General features: G+C 72.8%; 17 protein-coding genes and 1 tRNA gene. 7 read left to right on the top strand and 11 right to left on the bottom strand.

What is annotated here, in order from left to right; translation table 11 throughout:
* Positions 1 to 3: 3 nt before the first annotated feature.
* Genes BUE30_RS06295 through BUE30_RS06285 form a run of 3 tightly spaced genes read right to left on the bottom strand, consistent with a single transcriptional unit; the run spans position 4 to position 3,022 of the window.
* Positions 4 to 1,326 carry a phospholipase D-like domain-containing protein gene (locus BUE30_RS06295; RefSeq protein WP_073327089.1) on the bottom strand — a complete coding sequence of 441 codons (1,323 nt, stop codon included), beginning with the start codon at positions 1,324 to 1,326 and terminating at the stop codon, positions 4 to 6.
* A 59-nt stretch (positions 1,327 to 1,385) separates the two neighbouring features.
* The gene (locus BUE30_RS06290) at positions 1,386 to 2,516 is read right to left on the bottom strand and encodes an acetoin utilization protein AcuC (RefSeq protein WP_073327086.1); all 1,131 of its coding nucleotides are present in this window, start codon (positions 2,514 to 2,516) and stop codon (positions 1,386 to 1,388) included.
* Entirely contained in the window at positions 2,513 to 3,022 is a 510-nt protein-coding gene (locus BUE30_RS06285) for a glutathione peroxidase (RefSeq protein WP_073327084.1), read from the bottom strand. Before BUE30_RS06285 ends, BUE30_RS06290 begins: the two co-directional genes overlap by 4 nt.
* A gap of 135 nt (positions 3,023 to 3,157) precedes the next feature.
* On the opposite strand from BUE30_RS06285, the gene BUE30_RS06280 reads away from it, so the two are divergent.
* Positions 3,158 to 3,583, top strand: coding sequence for a DUF1178 family protein (locus tag BUE30_RS06280; protein WP_073327081.1), 426 nt, complete (start codon positions 3,158 to 3,160; stop codon positions 3,581 to 3,583).
* 114 nt (positions 3,584 to 3,697) lie between these two features.
* The gene (locus BUE30_RS06275) at positions 3,698 to 4,438 is read left to right on the top strand and encodes an SDR family NAD(P)-dependent oxidoreductase (RefSeq protein WP_073327079.1); all 741 of its coding nucleotides are present in this window, start codon (positions 3,698 to 3,700) and stop codon (positions 4,436 to 4,438) included.
* 7 nt (positions 4,439 to 4,445) lie between these two features.
* On the opposite strand, the gene BUE30_RS06270 is transcribed toward BUE30_RS06275, so the two are convergent.
* Complete coding sequence (locus BUE30_RS06270) at positions 4,446 to 5,393, bottom strand: HNH endonuclease (protein WP_073327076.1); 948 nt, start codon at positions 5,391 to 5,393, stop codon at positions 4,446 to 4,448.
* A gap of 92 nt (positions 5,394 to 5,485) precedes the next feature.
* Here BUE30_RS06270 and BUE30_RS06265 point away from each other — a divergent pair, with 92 nt between their 5' ends.
* Complete coding sequence (locus tag BUE30_RS06265) at positions 5,486 to 6,742, top strand: MFS transporter (protein ID WP_073327073.1); 1,257 nt, start codon at positions 5,486 to 5,488, stop codon at positions 6,740 to 6,742.
* Here BUE30_RS06265 and BUE30_RS06260 read toward each other — a convergent pair.
* Complete coding sequence (locus tag BUE30_RS06260; protein ID WP_083601178.1) at positions 6,706 to 7,212, bottom strand: SRPBCC domain-containing protein; 507 nt, start codon at positions 7,210 to 7,212, stop codon at positions 6,706 to 6,708. The genes BUE30_RS06265 and BUE30_RS06260 overlap by 37 nt on opposite strands.
* The gene (locus BUE30_RS06255) at positions 7,209 to 7,553 is read right to left on the bottom strand and encodes an ArsR/SmtB family transcription factor (RefSeq protein ID WP_073327070.1); all 345 of its coding nucleotides are present in this window, start codon (positions 7,551 to 7,553) and stop codon (positions 7,209 to 7,211) included. Before BUE30_RS06255 ends, BUE30_RS06260 begins: the two co-directional genes overlap by 4 nt.
* 189 nt (positions 7,554 to 7,742) lie before the next feature.
* On the opposite strand from BUE30_RS06255, the gene metG reads away from it, so the two are divergent.
* Entirely contained in the window at positions 7,743 to 9,452 is a 1,710-nt protein-coding gene (metG, locus tag BUE30_RS06250; protein WP_073327067.1) for a methionine--tRNA ligase, read from the top strand.
* A 1-nt stretch (position 9,453) separates the two neighbouring features.
* On the opposite strand, the gene BUE30_RS06245 is transcribed toward metG, so the two are convergent.
* Complete coding sequence (locus BUE30_RS06245; RefSeq protein ID WP_073327064.1) at positions 9,454 to 10,251, bottom strand: SGNH/GDSL hydrolase family protein; 798 nt, start codon at positions 10,249 to 10,251, stop codon at positions 9,454 to 9,456.
* A 367-nt stretch (positions 10,252 to 10,618) separates the two neighbouring features.
* Here BUE30_RS06245 and BUE30_RS06240 point away from each other — a divergent pair, with 367 nt between their 5' ends.
* Together BUE30_RS06240 and BUE30_RS06235 are read left to right on the top strand one after the other, a co-directional pair.
* Entirely contained in the window at positions 10,619 to 11,437 is an 819-nt protein-coding gene (locus BUE30_RS06240) for a lytic murein transglycosylase (RefSeq protein ID WP_073327061.1), read from the top strand.
* A gap of 332 nt (positions 11,438 to 11,769) precedes the next feature.
* Complete coding sequence (locus tag BUE30_RS06235; protein ID WP_073327058.1) at positions 11,770 to 12,585, top strand: bifunctional allantoicase/(S)-ureidoglycine aminohydrolase; 816 nt, start codon at positions 11,770 to 11,772, stop codon at positions 12,583 to 12,585.
* Positions 12,586 to 12,835: 250 nt separating this feature from the next.
* Here BUE30_RS06235 and BUE30_RS06230 read toward each other — a convergent pair whose 3' ends face one another.
* The 4 genes from BUE30_RS06230 to BUE30_RS06215 all read right to left on the bottom strand — a co-directional run bounded on the left by BUE30_RS06230 (position 12,836) and on the right by BUE30_RS06215 (position 14,712).
* Positions 12,836 to 13,321: an ureidoglycolate lyase gene (locus BUE30_RS06230; RefSeq protein ID WP_073327055.1), complete on the bottom strand. Its 486-nt coding sequence runs from the start codon at positions 13,319 to 13,321 to the stop codon at positions 12,836 to 12,838.
* 208 nt (positions 13,322 to 13,529) lie between these two features.
* Positions 13,530 to 13,613: transfer RNA gene (locus BUE30_RS06225), tRNA-Leu, on the bottom strand.
* Between the two features lie 31 nt (positions 13,614 to 13,644).
* Positions 13,645 to 14,181: a tetratricopeptide repeat protein gene (locus tag BUE30_RS06220; protein ID WP_073327052.1), complete on the bottom strand. Its 537-nt coding sequence runs from the start codon at positions 14,179 to 14,181 to the stop codon at positions 13,645 to 13,647.
* Between the two features lie 54 nt (positions 14,182 to 14,235).
* Positions 14,236 to 14,712: an Lrp/AsnC family transcriptional regulator gene (locus tag BUE30_RS06215; RefSeq protein WP_073327050.1), complete on the bottom strand. Its 477-nt coding sequence runs from the start codon at positions 14,710 to 14,712 to the stop codon at positions 14,236 to 14,238.
* 111 nt (positions 14,713 to 14,823) lie between these two features.
* Between BUE30_RS06215 and putA the strand changes: the two genes are divergently transcribed.
* On the top strand, positions 14,824 to 18,297 hold the full coding sequence (putA, locus tag BUE30_RS06210; protein ID WP_073327047.1) for a bifunctional proline dehydrogenase/L-glutamate gamma-semialdehyde dehydrogenase PutA: 3,474 nt from the start codon (positions 14,824 to 14,826) through the stop codon (positions 18,295 to 18,297).
* Positions 18,298 to 18,435 lie beyond the last annotated feature (138 nt).

Raw genomic sequence — 18,435 nt, 5'->3', positions numbered from 1 at the left:
GGCTCAGAGCAGCGGCGCCGCCAGCCGCAGCGTCCGCTCCGCCAGACGGCGGAGCGGCCCGTCCTCGGGCCCCTCGCTCCCGCAGCCGGCCATTACCGTCTCGAACCAGTCCCGCACCGCGGCGATCTCCGCCGGGGACCAGAGCAGGACCATCATCTCCTTGTTCGTCAGCAGGGACCGGCTGTCGCAATTGGCCGACCCGACCAGCGCGACACGGTCGTCGAACCGCATCGCCTTGGCGTGGAACATGCCGTTCCCGTGCCAGTGGAACCGGCAGCCCGCCTGTTCGAGCTGGCGGATGAAGGCGCCGCGGGCGAGATCGGCCGCGGGATGGTTCGAATGGGTCGGCAGCACGATCCGCACGTCGACGCCCCGCCGCCCCGCCATGGCGAGCGCGGTCGTCAGGGTCTCGGTCGGGGTGAAGTAGGGCGTGCCGATCTCGATCCGGTCGGTGGCGGTGTGGATGAGATGCAGCAGCATCTCGTGCAGCCCGTCCCCCGGCTGGCTCGGCCCCGTCGGCAGCAGCTGAACCTCGGCCTCGCCCGCCTCGACCACGGGGGCGGCGACGATCTGCCGGCCCGGCCAGTCCTCGGCGAAGAGCCGCGCCGCCTCGGCGACCAGCGGCCCGCGGGCGGTGAAGCCGAGATCGGTCCAGGCCCCCTCCCCCTCGGACAGGTAGACGTCGCCGACATTGCGGCCCCCCGACCAAAGATGTGCCCCGTCCGCGATCGCGATCTTGCGATGGTTGCGGCGATCCATCGACCAGAGCCGCTTGGGCGGGAAGATCCGCGCATGGACATGGACCTTCACGCCGCTGCGCTTGGCGGCATGGATCGCCCGGCGCGGGCGCAGGACCGCGCCGATCCCGTCGAGGCAGAGCCGGACCTGCACGCCCGCCTGCGCCCGCCGCTCGAGCAGGGCGAGGAACTCCAGTCCCGTCGCGTCGTTCGCCAGCTGGTAGAGCGCGACGTCCAGCGTGCGCTCCGCCCCCTCCACGAGGCCGAACAGCGCCTCCCGCGCCTCGCTGTTCGAGGCATGCAGCCGCAGGTCGGTCCCCCCGCGGCGGGGCCCGGCATCGTAGCAGGCCAGCATCTTGGCAAGGCCGGGCGCATCCTCCGCCGCCGGCGCCCGTGGCCCCGGTCCCAGCCTCAGACCGAAGGCGAGGAAGGCCGGCAGGCCGACATAGGGCACCAGGATGATGAAGAGGACCCAGGCCGTGCTGGCCTGCGGCGAGCGCTGCCGGCCCAGCGCCGCCGAGATGGCGATGGCGAACAGGACCGCGAGGACCGTGACGATCAGGTAGTAGTCGGTCCAGTCGAGCAGCATCGCGTCCGTTCCCAGGGGCACCGGCCGGAATGGCGCCGGATCAAGGGCAGAGGTGCCTCTCAGGCCTCTGCCGTCAACCGCGATCGCAGGGCGGAGATCCGATCGCGGACCTCGCTGCGGATCGACCCGCCCCGGAGCGGGTCGCGCAGGGTGGTCACCCAGCTCTCCGGCGGGACCGTCACCCGGGTCCGCCCCTCCCAGCGCAGGGCGCGCAGCACCGCCTCCGCCTGCGCGGGCAGGCGCTCCGGCACCTCCTGTCCCGACAGCGTGCCCCAGATCCCGGTCCAGAGCCGGCCGACGCTCCACGGATTGTAGCCGCCCCCGCCGAGGCCCAGCATCCGGGGCGCCAGCGGCATCAGCGCGGCCGCCACCGCCCAATGCGCGTTGTTCGACAGCTCCATCCGCGACTGGGGATCCTCGGTCACGCCGTCGGCGCCGCATTGCAGGACGATCGCCTCGGGGCGATGCGCCTGCACTGCGGGCAGGATCACCGCGTCCCGCGCCAGCGCCATCTCGTCGTCGTGGAAGCCCCGCGGTACCGGCAGGTTCCAGACATTGCCCGCCCCGCGATCGCCGAGCGCGCCGGTGCGGGGCCAGCGGTTCTCCTCGTGGACCGAGAGGACCAGCACCTCGGGCTCGTCGCGGAAGGCGATCTCCACCCCGTCGCCGTGATGGGCGTCGATGTCGACATAGGCGATGCGCCGCAGCCCCTGCCGCCGCAGCGACAGGATCGCGAGGACGGGATCGTTGAAGTAGCAGAAGCCCGAGGCGGCATCGGCCAGCGCGTGATGCGTGCCGCAGGCGGGGGCGTAGACCACCCCGCCCCCGGCCAGCAGCTCCCCCGCCAGCAGGGCCGCCCCGGCCGAGGTGGCGGGCCGGCGGTACATCTCGGGGAAGACGGGGTTGGCATGGGTGCCGATATTGTGCCGGGCGCGCACGGCGGCGCTCACCTCTCCCGTCCGCTCCGCCTCCTGCAGGGCGGCGATGTAGTCGGGCGTGTGGAAGGCGGCGATGGCGGCCGGCTTGGCCCGGGGCGAGGTCACGTAGGCCGCGCGCGGCAGCCAGCCCAGCGCCCGCGACAGGTCCATCACGGTCGAGACGCGCGGAATCCGCAGCGGGTGCCATCCCCCGTAGGAGGAATGGCGGTAGATCTCGTGCCCGATGAAGAGCGGCCGGCCCAGCGGGGTCACATCCCCAGCGCGGCCTCGACGGCGCCGGTGATCGCCGGGCTCTGCGGGGTGACGGCCGATCCCCAGGTGCCCAGGACGTCCCCGTCCGGGCCGATCAGGATCTTGTTGAAGTTCCAGGTCGGGGCGAAGCCCGTCTCCTCCGCGACGCGGGCGTAGAAGGGATGGGCGCCCTCGCCCGTCACGACCTCGATCTCGGTCATCGGCATGTCGATGCCGAAGACCATGGCGCAGTATTCCTTCACCTCCGCCTCGGTCTCCAGCTCCTGCCGGAAATCGTCGGACGGCACGGCGAGCACGACGAGCCCGGCCTCGCGGTAGGCATCGTAGAGATCCTGCAGCCCGACGAATTGCGGCGCGAAGGCGCATTGCGAGGCGGTATTGACCACCAGCACCGGCTGGCCGGACCAGTCGTCCATGTCGTAGGCGCCCCCGTCGATCGAGGGAAAGGTCTCGCCGGCGAGGGCGAGGCCCGGCAGGGCGAGGAGGGCGAGGGCGACGCGCAGCATGGGGGCCTCGGCAGCGGCAGGGACGCGACGGCTGTGTCACGCCCGCGTCATCTATGGCACGCCCGTGCGCCGTCCAGATTGCGCCCGCCGCCGGGGGGATTATGTGATCAAGCGACATTCCTGCCGGACCCCGACATGATCCGCTTCACCCTGCGCTGCGACAACGACCACCGCTTCGAGAGCTGGTTCGCCTCGAACGCCGCCTTCGACACGCTCGCCGCCGCCGGGCAGGTCGCCTGCCCCGATTGCGGCTCGGCCCGGGTCGAGAAGTCGCTGATGGCGCCGGCCGTCGCGCCGGAGCGGTCGCCTGGGCCCGGCCGCGAGCGGCTCTCGCCCGCGACCGCGCGCGAGAAGGCGCTCGCCGCGCTGCGCGAGAAGGTCGAACGCGAGAGCGATTATGTCGGCCTGTCCTTCGCGGCCGAGGCGCGGGCGATGCACGAGGGCGACAAGCCCGCCCGCCCGATCCACGGCGAGGCGAAGCTGGCCGACGCGCGCAGGCTGATCGAGGACGGGATCCCCGTCGCGCCCCTGCCCTTCACCCCGACGCGCAAGGTCAATTGAGGCCGGCATAGCCGCCGCAAGGCCCCCTTCTGCACAGGTCGGGTGCGCCCCCGGGCGGAGCGTTCGCCGCGCCCATGCGTTATCGGCGGGTAACGCAGAAGAAGGAGCGTTCCCATGCATATCGACCTCACGGGCAAGACGGCCCTCGTCACGGGCGCGGCCTCGGGCATCGGCAAGGCGGTGGCGAAGCGGCTGAAGGAATCCGGCGCGACGGTCGTCCTTGCCGATCTCGACCTCGACGCGGCGCGGGCCGCCGCCGACGAGATCGGCGGCGTCGCCACCCGCGCCGATGTCGGCGACCCCCAGGAAGTCGAGGCCATGGTGGCCTTCGCCGAGAAGGCGGGCGACGGGCTGCACCTCGTCGTCAACAATGCCGGGATCGGGGGGCCGCAGGCGCCCGTGGGAGAGTATCCCGTGGACGGCTGGCAGAAGGTCATCGGCATCAACCTGAACGGCGTGTTCTACGGCATGCGCTTCGCCATTCCGGCGCTGGAGCGCGCGGGCGGCGGCGCCATCGTCAACATCGCCTCGATCCTCGGCTCGGTCGGCACGCAGGGCTCACCGGCCTATGTCGCGGCCAAGCACGGCGTCGTGGGCCTGACCAAGGCGGCGGCGCTGGAATACGCAGGCAAGAACATCCGCGTGAACTCGATCGGGCCGGGCTACATCCAGACCCCGCTGCTGGAGAAGAACCTGAGCGCGGAGCAGATGGACGGCCTCGCCGGCCTGCACCCGATCGGCCGGCTGGGGCGCGACGACGAGGTGGCCGACCTGACCTGCTACCTGCTGTCCGACCGCGCCAGCTTCGTCACCGGCTCCTACCACCTCGTCGATGGCGGCTACACGGCGCAGTAGCGGCGCCTCATCCCGTCGACAGGGCGAAGACGTTTTCTCGGTGGTATCGCAGGTAGTCGGGATGCGGATGGTGGCGGGGGGATTGCGGAAGTCGCAATCTCCCCTCCCGTCCGATCAGGCGATCCGCGGTCTCCCGATCGACCTTGTTGTGCGAGACGAGAATGGTCAGGTCGTCCGCCACCGCGATCAGGCCACGGTCGAACATCCAGTGCAGCGTCCCCGAAAGGGCGAGCCCGTTGCGGACGGTGTCGGGGCCCCCTTGGTCGACAGGACGGATATGCGCCGCCTGCACCTCTGCCCGTCCTCCGCCGTTGCGAAGCGCCAGACCCGAGATCGCACAGCGATTGTCGTACGCTCGGAGGACCTGACGCCGGAACGAGGCGTCCCGGAGGGGGCGCGACATCAGCACCGACTCGCGCGCTCCGGCCAGCGGGGCCGGTCCGAACGGCTCATGTCCATTCGCGAGTCCGAACGTCTCCCCCGATGCTGCAGGACGCTCGCCCTCGGGCCATGATCCCAGGCGCGGCAGGGATTCCGGCCCCGGCACCTCCGCCAGCCCCCGCCCGACGATGGCCGCGAACTCCGCATCGGGCAGACGCCGCACGGCCAGCACGTTCGCGCCGCCCTTCAGCGGGCGGCCCACTTCGTCCCGGAGCATCGACTCGAGCGGTCGGCCATCGGCGTCGCTGCGGCCGACGACCTGCTCGAACTCCCACAGGGTGCCCGGATCGAGTCGGGCGTAGTGATGGCCGGGCATCGCGGGATCGGCCTCCACCGAAAGAACCTTCTGGACCGCGACATAGCCGAACGCGCCCTTGCGGCTTTCGTAGAAGACGACCCAGTCGCCGACGGTCTGCCGGACGGTTCCCAAGTACATCTGCGGGAAATGATAGGCCTCGCCCGGCCTGTCGTCGTAGATGGAATGCGGGTTCTGGATGAAGACGGCCTTGACCATGTCCGACTTGTCCTGCGTCGATCAGCCGCCCGCAAGCTTTACATCCTTCGGGTCCGGGCGTTCTGTCGCGATGACCCACCCGCAGGCCCCCAATGCGCACCGCCCTGTCCTTTGCTGCCCTGTTCCTCTCCGTCGCGCTGCTGCAGCTGTCGTCGGGGGGCGTGGGGCCGCTCGACGCGCTGACGGGGCTCGCGGGCGGGTTCACGGCCGGGGAGGTGGGGCTGCTCGGCTCGGCGCATTTCCTCGGCTTCTTCGCCGGGTGCTGGGCGGCGCCGCGGATGATGGGGGCGCTCGGACATGCGCGGACCTTCGCCGCGCTGACCGCGCTGGGGGCGATCGGGCTGATCGGGCACACGCTGGTCTTCGACCCCCTCGCCTGGGCGGCGCTGCGGCTGGCAACGGGGCTGTGCATCGCGGGCTGCTACACTGTCGTCGAGGCCTGGCTGTCGGCCCGGGCGACGAACGAGACGCGGGGGCGGACCTTCGCCTCCTACCGGATCGCCGACATGGGCGCCTCGCTGGTGGCGCAGTTGATGATCGGGGCGCTGGCGCCGCTGGAGCTCTACGTCGCGTACAACACGCTCGCCCTCTTCGCCTGCGCGGCGCTGCTGCCGCTGACGCTGAGCCGCCTGCCCCAGCCCGCGACCCCGGCCGCGCCGCGCCTGCGGCCGCGCCTGGCCTGGGACCGCTCGCCGCTCGCTGTGGCGGGCTGCCTCGTCTCGGCGGTGACGGGCGCGTCGTTCCGGATGGTCGGGCCGATCTACGGCGAGGGCGTGGGGCTGGAGCCGGGGCAGATCGGCGTGCTGCTGGCGGCCTGGATCGGCGGCGGCGCGCTGGCGCAGCTGCCCGTGGGCTGGGCCGCGGACAAGATCGACCGGCGCTGGGTGCTGATCTGGCTGTCGGCCTTCGGCATCCTCGCCTCCGCCGTGACGGTCGCCGCCTCCGGCGCCGGGACCGCGGCGATCCTCGCCGCTTCGGCCCTGTTCGGGATGACGACCTTCCCGATCTACTCGGTCGCGGCCAGCCATGCCCATGACCACGCGGCCGAGGACGAGCGGGTCGAGCTCTCGGCCGCACTGATGTTCTGGTACGCGGTCGGCGCGATCGCCGCGCCCTGGGTCGCGGCCCTGCTGATCGGCGCCTACGGGCCGGCGGCGCTCTTCGTCTTCATCTCGGCCGCCCATGTCCTGCTGATCGCGTTCGGCCTGGCCCGGATGCGGCGCCGCGCCTCGCCCGAGACGCGGACCCGCTATGTCTGGGTGCCGCGCACCTCGTTCACGATCGGGCGGCTGACCGGGCGGGCGCGGACGCGTCAGCCGCCCGCCAGCACGCCGTCGAGCAGCCCGTAGGTCACCTCCATCCCCTCGGTCATGCCGGTCTCCAGCGCCGCGGCGCGGGTCGCTGGGCTGTCGTAGTCGATCCGCAGGACCATCCGCGTGCCGTAGGGCGTGGCGGCGAAGGTGGTCGTGTTGACGCTGGTCCCGATCCCGCCGCCCACCGTGCCGGGATCGTAGGTCTCGGTGTTGACGATGCGGCCGTGCGGGATCACCTCGCGGTAGGTGCCGTGGAAGCCGAAGCGGCTCCCGGTCTCCGTCTCCTCCCAGGTCCAGCGGAAGGCGCCGCCCTCGCGCACGTCCATCTCGCAGGTCATGGTCCAGCCGGGATAGCCGGTCATCCAGCGGGTCAGGATCGCCGGGTCGGTGAAGGCGCGCCAGACCTTCTCGGGCGGGGCGGCGAAGTCGCGGGTGACGACGAGGGCGGCGGGCTCCGCCTCCTCCACCCGGGTGGTCGTGACGGGATCGACGGCGGTGCTGGTCATGGGGTCTCCTTCCCCGTTGAGGTTTCGTTCGTCATCTCGTCCAGGACGGTGTCGAGGGCGGCGAAATTCGCCTCGAAGCGGTCCCGGGTGCGCTCGAGCCAGCGCGTCGCCTCGACCAGGGGGGCCGGGACGAGGCGGCGCGGGCGGCGCGGGCCGTCGACCTCCACCTCGACGAGCCCCGCACCCTCGAGGACCTTGAGATGCTTGGAGATGGCGGGCTGGCTCATGTTGAAGGGCGCGCGCAGCTCCTCCACCCCCGCCGGTCCGTCGGCGAGGCGGCGCAGGATCGCCCGGCGGGTCGGATCGGCCAGCGCGCCGAAGAGCATGTCGAGATCGGCCATCAGGGCATCCCCCATCGTTTATATAACCATATGGTGATTCAGGTGTGCCGGTCAATCGCCTTCGGCCGTCGACGCAATAGCTCGGTCCGGCATAGCGGACACGATCCCTCCGTCCGGCATGGCGGACGCAATCGCCTTGTCCGCCGGGCGCGGCGGACTTAGATGGGGCCGCCGCGACAGGGAGCGATCATGGCCCGCCACCTCATCACCTCCGCCATTCCCTACATCAACGGGATCAAGCACCTGGGGAACCTCGTGGGCAGCCAGCTGCCGGCCGATCTCTATGCCCGCTACCTGCGGGACCGGGGCCACGAGGTACTGTTCCTCTGCGCCACGGACGAGCACGGCACCCCGGCCGAGATCGCGGCGCAGAAGGCGGGCAAGCCGGTCGCCGAGTATTGCGAGGAGATGCACGCCGTTCAGGCGGAGATCGCCGAGGGCTTCGGCCTTTCCTTCGACCATTTCGGCCGCTCCTCCTCGGACCGGAACAAGGCGCTGACCCAGCATTTCGCGGCACGGCTCGATGCGGCGGGCCTGATCCGCGAAGTGTCGGAGCGGCAGATGTATTCCAATGCCGACGGACGCTTCCTGCCCGACCGCTACATCGAGGGCACCTGCCCCAATTGCGGCTTCGAGAGCGCGCGGGGCGACCAGTGCGACAACTGCACCAAGCAGCTCGATCCCGTGGACCTGATCGACCCGCGCTCGACCATCTCGGGCTCCACCGATCTCGAGATGCGCGAGACCAAGCATCTCTACCTGCGGCAATCGGCGATGAAGGACGAGCTGTCGGACTGGATCGACCGGCAGGCCGACTGGCCGGTGCTGACGACCTCCATCGCCAGGAAATGGCTGCATGACGGCGACGGGCTGCAGGACCGGGGCATCACCCGCGACCTCGACTGGGGCGTGCCCGTCCAGAAGGGCGACCAGCCCTGGCCGGGGATGGAGGGCAAGGTCTTCTACGTCTGGTTCGACGCGCCCATCGAGTACATCGCATCTGCGCAGGAATGGGTCGATGCCGGCAAGGGTGACGACTGGGAGCGCTGGTGGCGCACCGACCGGGGCGCGGACGACGTGCGCTACACGCAGTTCATGGGCAAGGACAACGTGCCCTTCCACACGCTGGGCTTTCCGGTGACGATCCTCGGCAGCGGCGAGCCGTGGAAGCTGGTCGATTACATCAAGTCCTTCAACTACTTGAACTACGACGGCGGGCAGTTCTCGACCTCGCGCGGGCGGGGCGTGTTCCAGGATCAGGCGCTGGAGATCCTGCCCGCGGATTACTGGCGCTGGTGGCTGCTGAGCCGCGCGCCCGAGAGCGGCGACAGCGAATTCACCTGGGAGGGGTTCCAGGACGGCGTGAACAAGGATCTCGCCGACGTGCTGGGCAACTTCGTCAGCCGCGTGACGAAGTTCTGCCGGTCGAAATTCGGCGAGACGGTGCCCGAGGGCGGGGAATGGGGCGCGCGCGAGCACGCCCTGGCCGAGGATCTGACGCGCCGCGTCGCCGCCTACGCGCGGCACATGGACGCGATCGAGGTCCGCAAGGCGGCGGCCGAGCTGCGCGGGATCTGGGTCGCGGGGAACGAGTATCTCCAGGCCGCCGCGCCCTGGGCGACCTTCAAGACCGACCCGGAGATCGCGGCGATGCAGGTCCGGCTGGGCCTCAACCTGATCCGCCTCTACGCCGCGCTGTCCGAGCCGTTCATCCCCTTCGCCGCCCGGGCGATGGCGGGGGCGATGCGGACCGATCTCGGCTGGCCGGACGACGTGACCGGCGCGCTCGGCGCCCTGCCCCCCGGCCACGCCTTCACCGTGCCGGAGGTGCTCTTCGCCAAGATCACCGACGAGCAGCGCGCCGACTGGGCGGCGCGCTTCGCCGGCACCCGCGCCTAGCTCAGCGCCTGAAGCGGCGCGACAGGGCGGCGCCCCACGCGCGGGGGGCCGTCCCGGCGGCGCCGCGCAGGTCGTAGCTGGGCGCGTGACGCACCGCGTCCCCGGCCCGGACCGCCCTTGCGAGGCAGCGCCCCCACCGGCGGTAGAGCCGCGGCCCGGCATGGAAGCCGTCGATGGCGAGGTCGGTCACGTCCAGCGTGAAATCCGGCGGGACATGGACCATGCCGGGGATCCGGCGTGCGGCATAGGCGAGCAGCCGGTCGAACCGCGCCACCTGGCTGCCGAGGATCCAGCGCAGCGGCTGCGGCAGGACCGGGAACAGGCCCACGGGCGGCAGGCCCGACACGTAGATCCGGCCCGCCCCGTACCTGCCGGACAAGAGCGCCACGATCCGCCGCATCCGCGCGAGGTAGAGCGCCCAGGGCACGCCGTTCTTGGCGTCGTTGACGCCCAGCGTCACGACCGCCACGTCGAACCGTCCGCCCGCATCCGCGCGCAGCATCTCGAGCATCGACAGCGCCGTCGCGCCGGAGCGGGCGATGAGCCGCCACTCGACCCGGTGATCGCGCGACAGGTCGGCAACGATCCGGCCGGCCAGCGCCTCGGCCTGGGTCGCCGCGCCCACCCCGGCGGCCGAGCTGTCCCCGACGATGAGCACCCGCAGCCGTGGCCCCATCCCGGCCGTGCCGCTGCGCTGGCCCCGCGCCTCCGGCAGGACCTGCGCCGCGGCCCGCAACCGCAGCGCCTGCAGCGCAAGGACGGGCGCGAGGACGAGGCGGGCGGGAATGTCGATGGGCATGGGACCGGCTCCAGCGATGGCCGGGGCCGGAGGCGGTCCCGACGTTTCCGCAACTGTGGCCAGTATGGGGCGGTTCCGTGACGGGACTGCCTCATTGCGATGTCGGATCGATGATAACCGTACCTCCGGCATCCGATCCGGCCCGGGCCGCCCGGATCGTTCCCGGCGGGGAAACGACAACGTCCCCGACGGCCGCGAATCCGGGGGCGGCCCAGGGATGCGGGGGCGGATCATCTGGCCGGTGGCGGAACCGGCTGCGGCGCCGGGGCGGGGCGATCCCCCGGACGTGAGGGGCTTCGCTATGGCATATCAGGAGGCGTTCCCCCATGCTCGGGCGCAACGACAGACCCTTTCGACTGGAGCCACCATGCGTCCCGTTCTTCGTGCCGTCGCCGCCGCGACGGTGTCCCTGCTGCCGGCCCTCGCCGCCGCCGCGCCCTGCATCACCAGCCAGGACCAGTTCCCGACCTATCGCGCCAACCTCGCCGCGGAGGCCGCCAATTACGGTGTCGGACAGCGGGGGCTGCAGGCGCTGCAGAACGCCCAGCTCTCGGGCATCACCTGGCGGTTCGAATCGAACCCCTCCTCGCAGAGCGGGGTCAGCGTCGTCGATCCCGCGACCTTCCTCGCGCGCCGCTCGGGGTCGAGCGCGGATGCCTTCGTGAACCTGATCCGCCAGAACTACACCCGCAACCAGGCGCTGTTCGATTCGATCGAGCGGAGCTACGGCGTGCCGGGGCCGCTCCTGGCGACGATCTGGGGGCTCGAGACCGGCTGGGGCGGCTATCTGGGCGAGACCCGGATCGTCGACGGGGCGGTCACGCTCGCCTCCTATTGCCGCCGGCATCCCCGGTTCGAGACCCATGCCTTCGCCGCCGCGCAGCTGGTGGATCGCGGGGTGATCACCGCCGACACGAGGGGCGGCCCGTCGGGCGAGCTGGGGCACATGCAGTTCCTCGCCGGGAACTGGGTGAATTTCGGCGTCGACGCGAACGGCGACGGCCGGGCCGATCCCTACACGGCGGCGGACGCGCTCGCCTCGGCGGCGAACCTGCTGCGCGCGAACGGCTGGCAGGCCGGCCAGCCCTTCGGCGAGGGGACCGCGAACTTCCGCATCCTCTCGGCCTGGAACGACAGCGGCAACTACCAGCGCGCGATCGCCTACGGCGCCGAGCGCGTCCGCTGAAACCGGCCCGGCCGGCCCATGGGGCGGGCCGGCCGCACGAGGCTCCGCGGCCGGCCGACCCGGGCCGGCCGGCCCCCGCCCCGCCCCCGGGCCCGGTTCGGCCGGCCCGCCCCGCCCCCGGCGCCCGCGGCAAGGCGCCGGAGGGGGGCTGCCCATGACCTGCGCCTTCCCTTCGCGGCCGATGACTGCGCGCCGGGTTCCGGCCGGCGCCCCAGCACGCGACCGGCGGCGGCGTCGCCGGTCCCGCCCCGCCTGGCGGGGCCGCGCCCTCCGGCGCGTCCTCTGGCCCCGCCCCCGTTCCTCTGGCATCAGGACGGCAGGAGGTGCCGACCATGACCGGATACGCCACGCCCCCAGGCGGCCTGCCGCCGCAGAACGCCGCGGCCGAGACCCGCGCCGTCTTCACCGAGAGCTACGCCTTCCTGCCCGCCTCGACGATGCGGGGGATCACCACCTCGCGCCTGCCGGGCTGGGAGGCGACCGAGGCCTGGATCATCGCCCGCCCGCTCTCGGGCTTCGCCGAGACCTTCGCCCATTACCTGATGGAAACCGGCGCCGGCGGCGGATCGACCGCGCCCGAGCCCGATCCCGGGGCCGAGGGCGTGCTCTTCGTCACCGCCGGGACCGGGCGCCTGACGCTGGGCGGGTCGGATCGTGCGCTGCGGGCGGGCAGCTACGCCTACCTGCCGCCCGGCGCGGACTGGGCGCTCCGGGCCGAAAGCGCCCTCTCCTTCCACTGGATCCGCAAGTCGTGGGAGGCGGCGCCGGGCCTCGCCCCGCCCGGCGCCTTCGTCACGCACGAGGACGACCACGAGCCGGTTCCGATGCCGGACACGGACGGCGCCTGGGCAACGAAGCGCTTCGTCGATCCCGGCGAGATCGCGCATGACATGCATGTCAACATCGTGGAGTTCCGCCCCGGCGGGCTGATCCCCTTCCCCGAGACCCACGTGATGGAGCACGGCCTCTACGTGCTGGAGGGCAAGGCGGTCTACCGGCTGAACCGCGACTGGGTCGAGGTCGGGCCGGGCGACTACATGTGGCTGCGCGCCTTCTGCCCGCAATCGTGCTATGCCGGCGGGCCGGGGCGGTTCCGTTACCTGCTCTACAAGGACGTCAACCGGCATCCCGCGCTGCGTCTGCGCTAGCGCGGGGCGTCGGCGGCGAGGGGCTCCGCCCCGCTCGCTTCGCGAGCCCCCGGAGTATTTGGGGCAAGATAAGAGCGGGTAGGCCCCGGCGACCGGCGGGCCGGGAGAGCCCGGGGGCGTCCCGGGCAAGCGGGCGGTCGGGACGGGGACAGGCGCTCCGGCCGGGGGCGGCGACGGGGCTGGGGGTGTGGCGCGCCGCCGGCCCGTTCCGGGGGCCGCGGCCGTCGTCCCTGGCCGCCCCGCCGGGCGGTCAGCCGCGGATCGTCCAGGGCGCGTCGAACCAGTGCTCCTGCAGGTTCGCGCCCGCCCCGATCCGGTCCACGACGGCGAAGAGCCCGGGCGCGTGGAGCGGCGTCAGAACCCCGTGCCAGGTGCCGCGGCGGTAATTGACCCCCTGCCCCGGCGCGGCGCGGAAGGCGCGCGGCGCCCCTGGCACGCCGCCCGCATCGGGCGCGACGATCACGAGGAACGGGTGCTCCGTCATCGGCAGGAAGGCCTGGCTGCCCTCGGGGTGACGCTCGACCATCTCGAGCCGCAGGGGCAGGCCGCGCGGTTCGGCCCGGAACAGGCTGATCCCGGCCCGTCCGGTTCCGAAGTCCAGCGCGGCCCGGTCGTGCCAGCGGCCGCAGAGGCCCTGGTTGATGATCCGGTCGGGATCGCCGTCGGTGTCGAGCACCTCGCCGAAAGGGCCGAACTCCTCCGCGCGCAGCGGCTCGATCGGGATGTCTCTGGTCATGTCGTCACCTCGCCGGGGCGCAGGATGCGCGGGCCGAGGGGGTGCGGGCAAGGGGCGCCAGGCCGGGGAACGTCCCCCCCCCTGTCTGTCTCTGATCGGCTATGCTGGTCGTTGCGGAGGGAGAGCCCCCGCGCGCGGGTCGGCAACGGGCCCTGCGGACGGGGCGCCCGGGCGGAGCGGGCCGGCGCGGCGCGGTCCGGCTGGGGGGTGCCCACGGCCGGGCTCGAACCGGCACGGCCCTGCGGCCAGCAGATTTTAAGTCTGCGGTGTCTACCAATTCCACCACGCGGGCGACCCCGGTCCGATCGATAGCGAAGCCGGGATCAGAGGTCCACGCCGGGCGGCTCGATCAGGAGCCGCCGCTCCGCCAGCCAGGGATTGACCGCGAGGGCGTCGCGCAGCGCCTGCTGCCCCTCCTCGACCCGCCCGAGCGCCAGCAGCGTCATCGCCCGGCCGGACAGCGCCCCGACATGGGCGGGCGAGAGCTCCAGCGCGCGGTCGAGATCCGGCAGGGCGCCCTCGAAATCCTGCATCTGGAAGAGCGCGAAGGCGCGCTGGTTCCACCCCTCGGCCCAGCCCGGGCAATAGCCCACGAGCTGGTCGAAGGCGTCGTAGGCGGCGCGCAGGTCGTAGGCGGCCCGCCGGTCCATCCCGCGGTCCAGAAATTCCTGCGCGCGCGGATCGGGCGCCCGCATCCAGAGCTGCCACAGATCGTCCATGATCAGGCGCGCCGCGCGCTCGCCCCCCGCCTGCGGCAGTGCCCGGATCAGCGGCGCGGCCTCGGCCGCGATGTCGGGGCCGGGCGGGCAGTCCGCGAGGGCGGCAGCGGGGCAGAGGGCCAAGAGAAGGAGAAGGCGCATGACGGCCGACCTGCGCCGTCCTGCCCCGGCGTCAAATCACGCCTTCGCGCGCGGTCAGGCCCCGGCGGGGCGCCCCTCCTCCACCACCGCCTGCATCACGACATAGGTGGAGGTGCTGGCGACATGCGGCAGGGTCGAGACCTTCTCGGCCAGGAGGAGGCGGTACGAGGTCATTCCGGTCGTGCGCACCTTCAGCAGGTAGTCGAACTGGCCGGCGATCATGTGGCATTCCTCGACCTCCGGCAGCCGGGCGACGGCGGCGTTGAAGGCGGCGAGCGCCGCCTCGCGCGTGTCGGTCAGCTTCACCTCGACGAAGGCGATGTGGTCGCGCCCGAGGCGCACCTCGTCGATCAGCGCGCGGTAGCCGCGGATCACGCCCGCCTCCTCCATCCGGCGCAGACGCGCCTGGACCGGCGTCTTGCTCAGCCCGATCCGGCGGGCGAGCTCGGCCACGGGGATCCGTCCCTCGGTGGCGAGCACGTCGAGGATGCGGCGGTCGAACGCGTCGAGCAACGGATCCTGTTGGACCATGATATCCCCCGATTTGCGGCGGATCGCCCACCCGTGATCCGCTTTACGGTCGATACGCCGCCGCGCAAAGCCCTATATTGTGGCATCGCCCCTCTCCCTCGGAGCCCTCCCATGCCCCGCGACGACAGCCCCCGCAGCATCCGCGACACGATCGACGCCGCCTATCTCGGCCCCGAGGCGGACGCACTTGCGCGCCTGACCGCGCGGGCGGACCTCTCGCCCGAGGCGCGGCGGGCCATCGGCCGGGCGGGCGCGGACTACGTCCGGCGGATCCGGGCCCATGCCGATCCGGGGCTGATGGAGGTGTTCCTGGCCGAGTACGGCCTCTCCACCGACGAGGGGATCGCTCTGATGTGCCTCGCCGAGGCGCTGCTGCGCGTACCCGATGCCGAGACGATCGACGCGCTGATCGAGGACAAGATCGCGCCCTCGGACTGGGGCCGGCATCTCGGCAGGTCGCATTCCCCGCTGGTCAACGCCTCGACCTGGGCGCTGATGCTGACGGGCCGGGTCCTGGACGAGGATCGCCCCGCCCCGTTCCGGGCGCTGCGCGGCGCGGTGAAGCGGCTGGGCGAGCCGGTGATCCGCAGCGCGGTCGGCCGCGCGATGCGCGAGATGGGCCGGCAATTCGTGCTGGGCGAGGATATCGGCAAGGCGATGAAGCGCGCCGAGGGGATGCAGCGGAAGGGCTACACCTACAGCTACGACATGCTGGGCGAGGCGGCGCGCACCGCCGCCGATGCCCGCGCCTACCACCTGGCCTACAGCCGCGCGATCTCGGCCATCTCGGACCATGCCGTGCATGGCTCGGTCGCGGCCAATCCCGGCATCTCGGTCAAGCTCTCGGCCCTGCATCCGCGCTACGAGATCGCCCAGCGCGCCCGCGTGATGGACGAGCTGGTGCCGCGCGTGCGCGCGCTGGCGGGCCTGGCCGCCAGCGCCGGCATGGGCTTCAACATCGACGCCGAGGAGGCGGACCGGCTGTCGCTCTCGCTCGACGTGATCGACGCCTGCCTCGCCGACGGCTCCACCCGGGGCTGGGACGGGTTCGGCGTGGTCGTGCAGGCCTACGGACCGCGGGCCGGGCACGTGATCGACTGGCTGCACGACGCGGCCGGGCGGCATGGCCGCCGGATCATGGTGCGGCTGGTCAAGGGCGCCTACTGGGACGCCGAGATCAAGCGCGCCCAGGTCGAGGGGCTGGAGGGCTTTCCCGTCTTCACCGAGAAGGCGGCGACCGATGTCAGCTATCTCGGCAACGCGGCCCGGCTGCTGTCGATGACGGACCGGATCTACCCGCAATTCGCCACCCACAACGCCCATACCGTCGCCGCCGTGCTGCACATGGCGCAGGCGCGCGGGGTGCCGAAGGACGCGTTCGAGTTCCAGCGCCTGCACGGCATGGGCGAGACGCTGCACGACCTCGTCATGGCCGATCACGGCACGCGCTGCCGGATCTACGCCCCCGTCGGCGCGCACGAGGACCTGCTGGCCTATCTCGTCCGCCGCCTGCTCGAGAACGGGGCGAACTCGTCCTTCGTGAACCAGATCGTGGACGAGGAAGTCCCGCCCGAGACGGTGGCCGCCGACCCCTGGGACTCGCTCGGCCGCCCCCGCCCCTTCCCCGCCGGGCCGGACCTGTTCGGGGACCGCCGCAACTCGGCCGGCTGGGACCTGACCCATGCGCCGACGCTCGCCGCGCTCGACATCGCGCGCGCCGCCTGGCGCGAGCATCTGTGGGGCGCGGCGCCGATCCTCGCCGAGGGGCCGCTCACCGCCCCCTCCGGCGGGACGGAGGACAGCGTGACCTCTCCCGTCGACGGGCTGCTGGTCGGCCGGGTCGTCGCCGCGACGCCGGAAGTGGTGCGCGCCGCCCACGGCGCCGCCCGGACCTGGGACGCCCCGGTCGCGGAGCGGGCCGCCACGCTGCGCCGGGCCGCCGACGCCTACGAGGAGCATGCCCCCGAACTCTTCGCCCTGCTGGCGCGCGAGGCGGGCAAGGCGCTGCCCGACGCGGTGGCCGAACTGCGCGAGGCGGTGGATTTCCTGCGCTACTACGCGGCCGAGGCCGAGGCGGCGGGCGAGGCGCCGCCGCGCGGCATCTGGGGGGCGATCAGCCCCTGGAACTTCCCGCTGGCCATCTTCAGCGGGCAGATCGCCGCCGCCCTCGCCACCGGCAATGCCGTGCTGGCCAAGCCGGCGGGCCAGACCCCGCTGACCGCCGCCCGGGCGGTCGCGCTGCTGCACGGCGCCGGGGTGCCGCGCGCGGCGCTGCAGCTGCTGCCCGGCGGCCCCGAGACGGGCGCCGCGCTGACCGCGCTGCCGCTGGACGGCGTCGCCTTCACCGGATCGACCGCCACGTCGCGTCGGATCCGCGAGAGCCTCGCCGAACACGCCGCGCCCGGCACGCCGCTGATCGCCGAGACGGGCGGCATCAACGCGATGATCGTCGACAGCACCGCCCTGCCCGAGCATGCGGTGCGCGACATCGTCATGGGGGCCTTCCGCTCGGCCGGGCAGCGCTGCTCGGCGCTGCGCTGCCTCTACGTGCAGGAGGACGTGGAGGGCAGGCTGCTGACGATGCTGAAGGGCGCGATGGACGAGCTGAGCCTGGGCGATCCCTGGCACCTCGCCACCGATGTCGGGCCGGTGATCGACCACGAGGCGGCGGAGGGGATCCGCGCGCATGTCGAGACCGCCCGGGCCGAGGGGCGGCTGCTGCACGAGCTTCCCCTGCCCGCCAGCTCGGGCCATTACATCCCGCCGACGATCCTGCGGGTGAAGGACATCGCCGCCGTGGGGCGCGAGGTCTTCGGTCCGGTGCTGCATGTCGCGACGTTCCGCGCGGGCGAGATCGACCGCGTCGTCGCCGACATCAACGCGATGGGGTACGGCCTGACCTTCGGGCTGCACACGCGGATCGACGACCGGGTGGAGGAGATCGTGACCTCGGTCGAGGTCGGCAATCTCTACGTCAACCGCAACCAGATCGGCGCCATCGTCGGCTCGCAGCCCTTCGGGGGCGAGGGGCTGTCGGGAACGGGCCCCAAGGCGGGCGGGCCGCATTACCTGCCGCGCTTCCGGGCGCCCGCCGCGCCATCCGCCGCCCCGGGCGATCCCGGCGGCCCCGCCCCCGACCCGGCGCCGCGCCTGGCCGAGGTCGACGCGGCGAAGGGGTCGGAGGGCGCGGTCCGCACCCTGACCCTGCCGGGGCCGACGGGGGAATCGAACCGGCTGTCGCTGGTCCCCCGCCCGCCGATCCTCTGCGCCGGCCCCGGGGCAGAGGCCGAAGCGGCGCAGGCCGAGGCCGTGGCGGCGCTTGGCGGCCGGGCCGTCCGCGCGGGTGGCGCGGTGAAGCCGGCGGCGCTGACCGGGCTGCGCCCGCTCTCGGCCGTGATCTGGTGGGGCGACGCGGACACCGCCCGCGCGATGGAGACGGCGCTGGCGGCGCGGGACGGCAAGCTCGTCCCGCTGATCACGGCGATGCCCGACGCGGCCCATGCCCTGCACGAGCGCCATGTCTGCATCGACACGACCGCCGCCGGCGGCAACGCCGCCCTGCTGGCCGAGGTGGCGGCGGTCTGATCCCTCCGCCTCCGGCGGCGCGGGCGGCTCGCCCGGGCCGCGCCTCTCGGGCAACCGTCCCGGGGCGCCGGCTTCCCGGGATACCCTGCCCGAACGCCGCCAAGAAGGGGTGCAGGCGCCGGGGCGGGGCCCCGCCCG

Origin of the sequence: Wenxinia saemankumensis (assembly GCF_900141735.1) — a bacterium.
In the GTDB taxonomy this organism is placed as follows: Bacteria; Pseudomonadota; Alphaproteobacteria; order Rhodobacterales; family Rhodobacteraceae; genus Wenxinia; species Wenxinia saemankumensis.
Note: the sequence above shows the minus strand (reverse complement) of the source record. Positions and strands in the feature narration are given on the sequence as shown.

Excerpts from the sequence above, each read along its gene's own strand:
- BUE30_RS06295 (WP_073327089.1), bottom strand. The coding sequence starts at position 1,326 with ATGCTGCTCGACTGGACCGACTACTACCTGATCGTCACGGTCCTCGCG.
- BUE30_RS06285 (WP_073327084.1), bottom strand. The coding sequence starts at position 3,022 with ATGCTGCGCGTCGCCCTCGCCCTCCTCGCCCTGCCGGGCCTCGCCCTC.
- BUE30_RS06280 (WP_073327081.1), top strand. The coding sequence starts at position 3,158 with ATGATCCGCTTCACCCTGCGCTGCGACAACGACCACCGCTTCGAGAGC.
- BUE30_RS06275 (WP_073327079.1), top strand. The coding sequence starts at position 3,698 with ATGCATATCGACCTCACGGGCAAGACGGCCCTCGTCACGGGCGCGGCC.
- BUE30_RS06270 (WP_073327076.1), bottom strand. The coding sequence starts at position 5,393 with ATGGTCAAGGCCGTCTTCATCCAGAACCCGCATTCCATCTACGACGAC.
- BUE30_RS06265 (WP_073327073.1), top strand. The coding sequence starts at position 5,486 with ATGCGCACCGCCCTGTCCTTTGCTGCCCTGTTCCTCTCCGTCGCGCTG.
- BUE30_RS06260 (WP_083601178.1), bottom strand. The coding sequence starts at position 7,212 with ATGACCAGCACCGCCGTCGATCCCGTCACGACCACCCGGGTGGAGGAG.
- BUE30_RS06255 (WP_073327070.1), bottom strand. The coding sequence starts at position 7,553 with ATGGCCGATCTCGACATGCTCTTCGGCGCGCTGGCCGATCCGACCCGC.
- metG (WP_073327067.1), top strand. The coding sequence starts at position 7,743 with ATGGCCCGCCACCTCATCACCTCCGCCATTCCCTACATCAACGGGATC.
- BUE30_RS06245 (WP_073327064.1), bottom strand. The coding sequence starts at position 10,251 with ATGCCCATCGACATTCCCGCCCGCCTCGTCCTCGCGCCCGTCCTTGCG.
- BUE30_RS06240 (WP_073327061.1), top strand. The coding sequence starts at position 10,619 with ATGCGTCCCGTTCTTCGTGCCGTCGCCGCCGCGACGGTGTCCCTGCTG.
- BUE30_RS06235 (WP_073327058.1), top strand. The coding sequence starts at position 11,770 with ATGACCGGATACGCCACGCCCCCAGGCGGCCTGCCGCCGCAGAACGCC.
- BUE30_RS06230 (WP_073327055.1), bottom strand. The coding sequence starts at position 13,321 with ATGACCAGAGACATCCCGATCGAGCCGCTGCGCGCGGAGGAGTTCGGC.
- BUE30_RS06220 (WP_073327052.1), bottom strand. The coding sequence starts at position 14,181 with ATGCGCCTTCTCCTTCTCTTGGCCCTCTGCCCCGCTGCCGCCCTCGCG.
- BUE30_RS06215 (WP_073327050.1), bottom strand. The coding sequence starts at position 14,712 with ATGGTCCAACAGGATCCGTTGCTCGACGCGTTCGACCGCCGCATCCTC.
- putA (WP_073327047.1), top strand. The coding sequence starts at position 14,824 with ATGCCCCGCGACGACAGCCCCCGCAGCATCCGCGACACGATCGACGCC.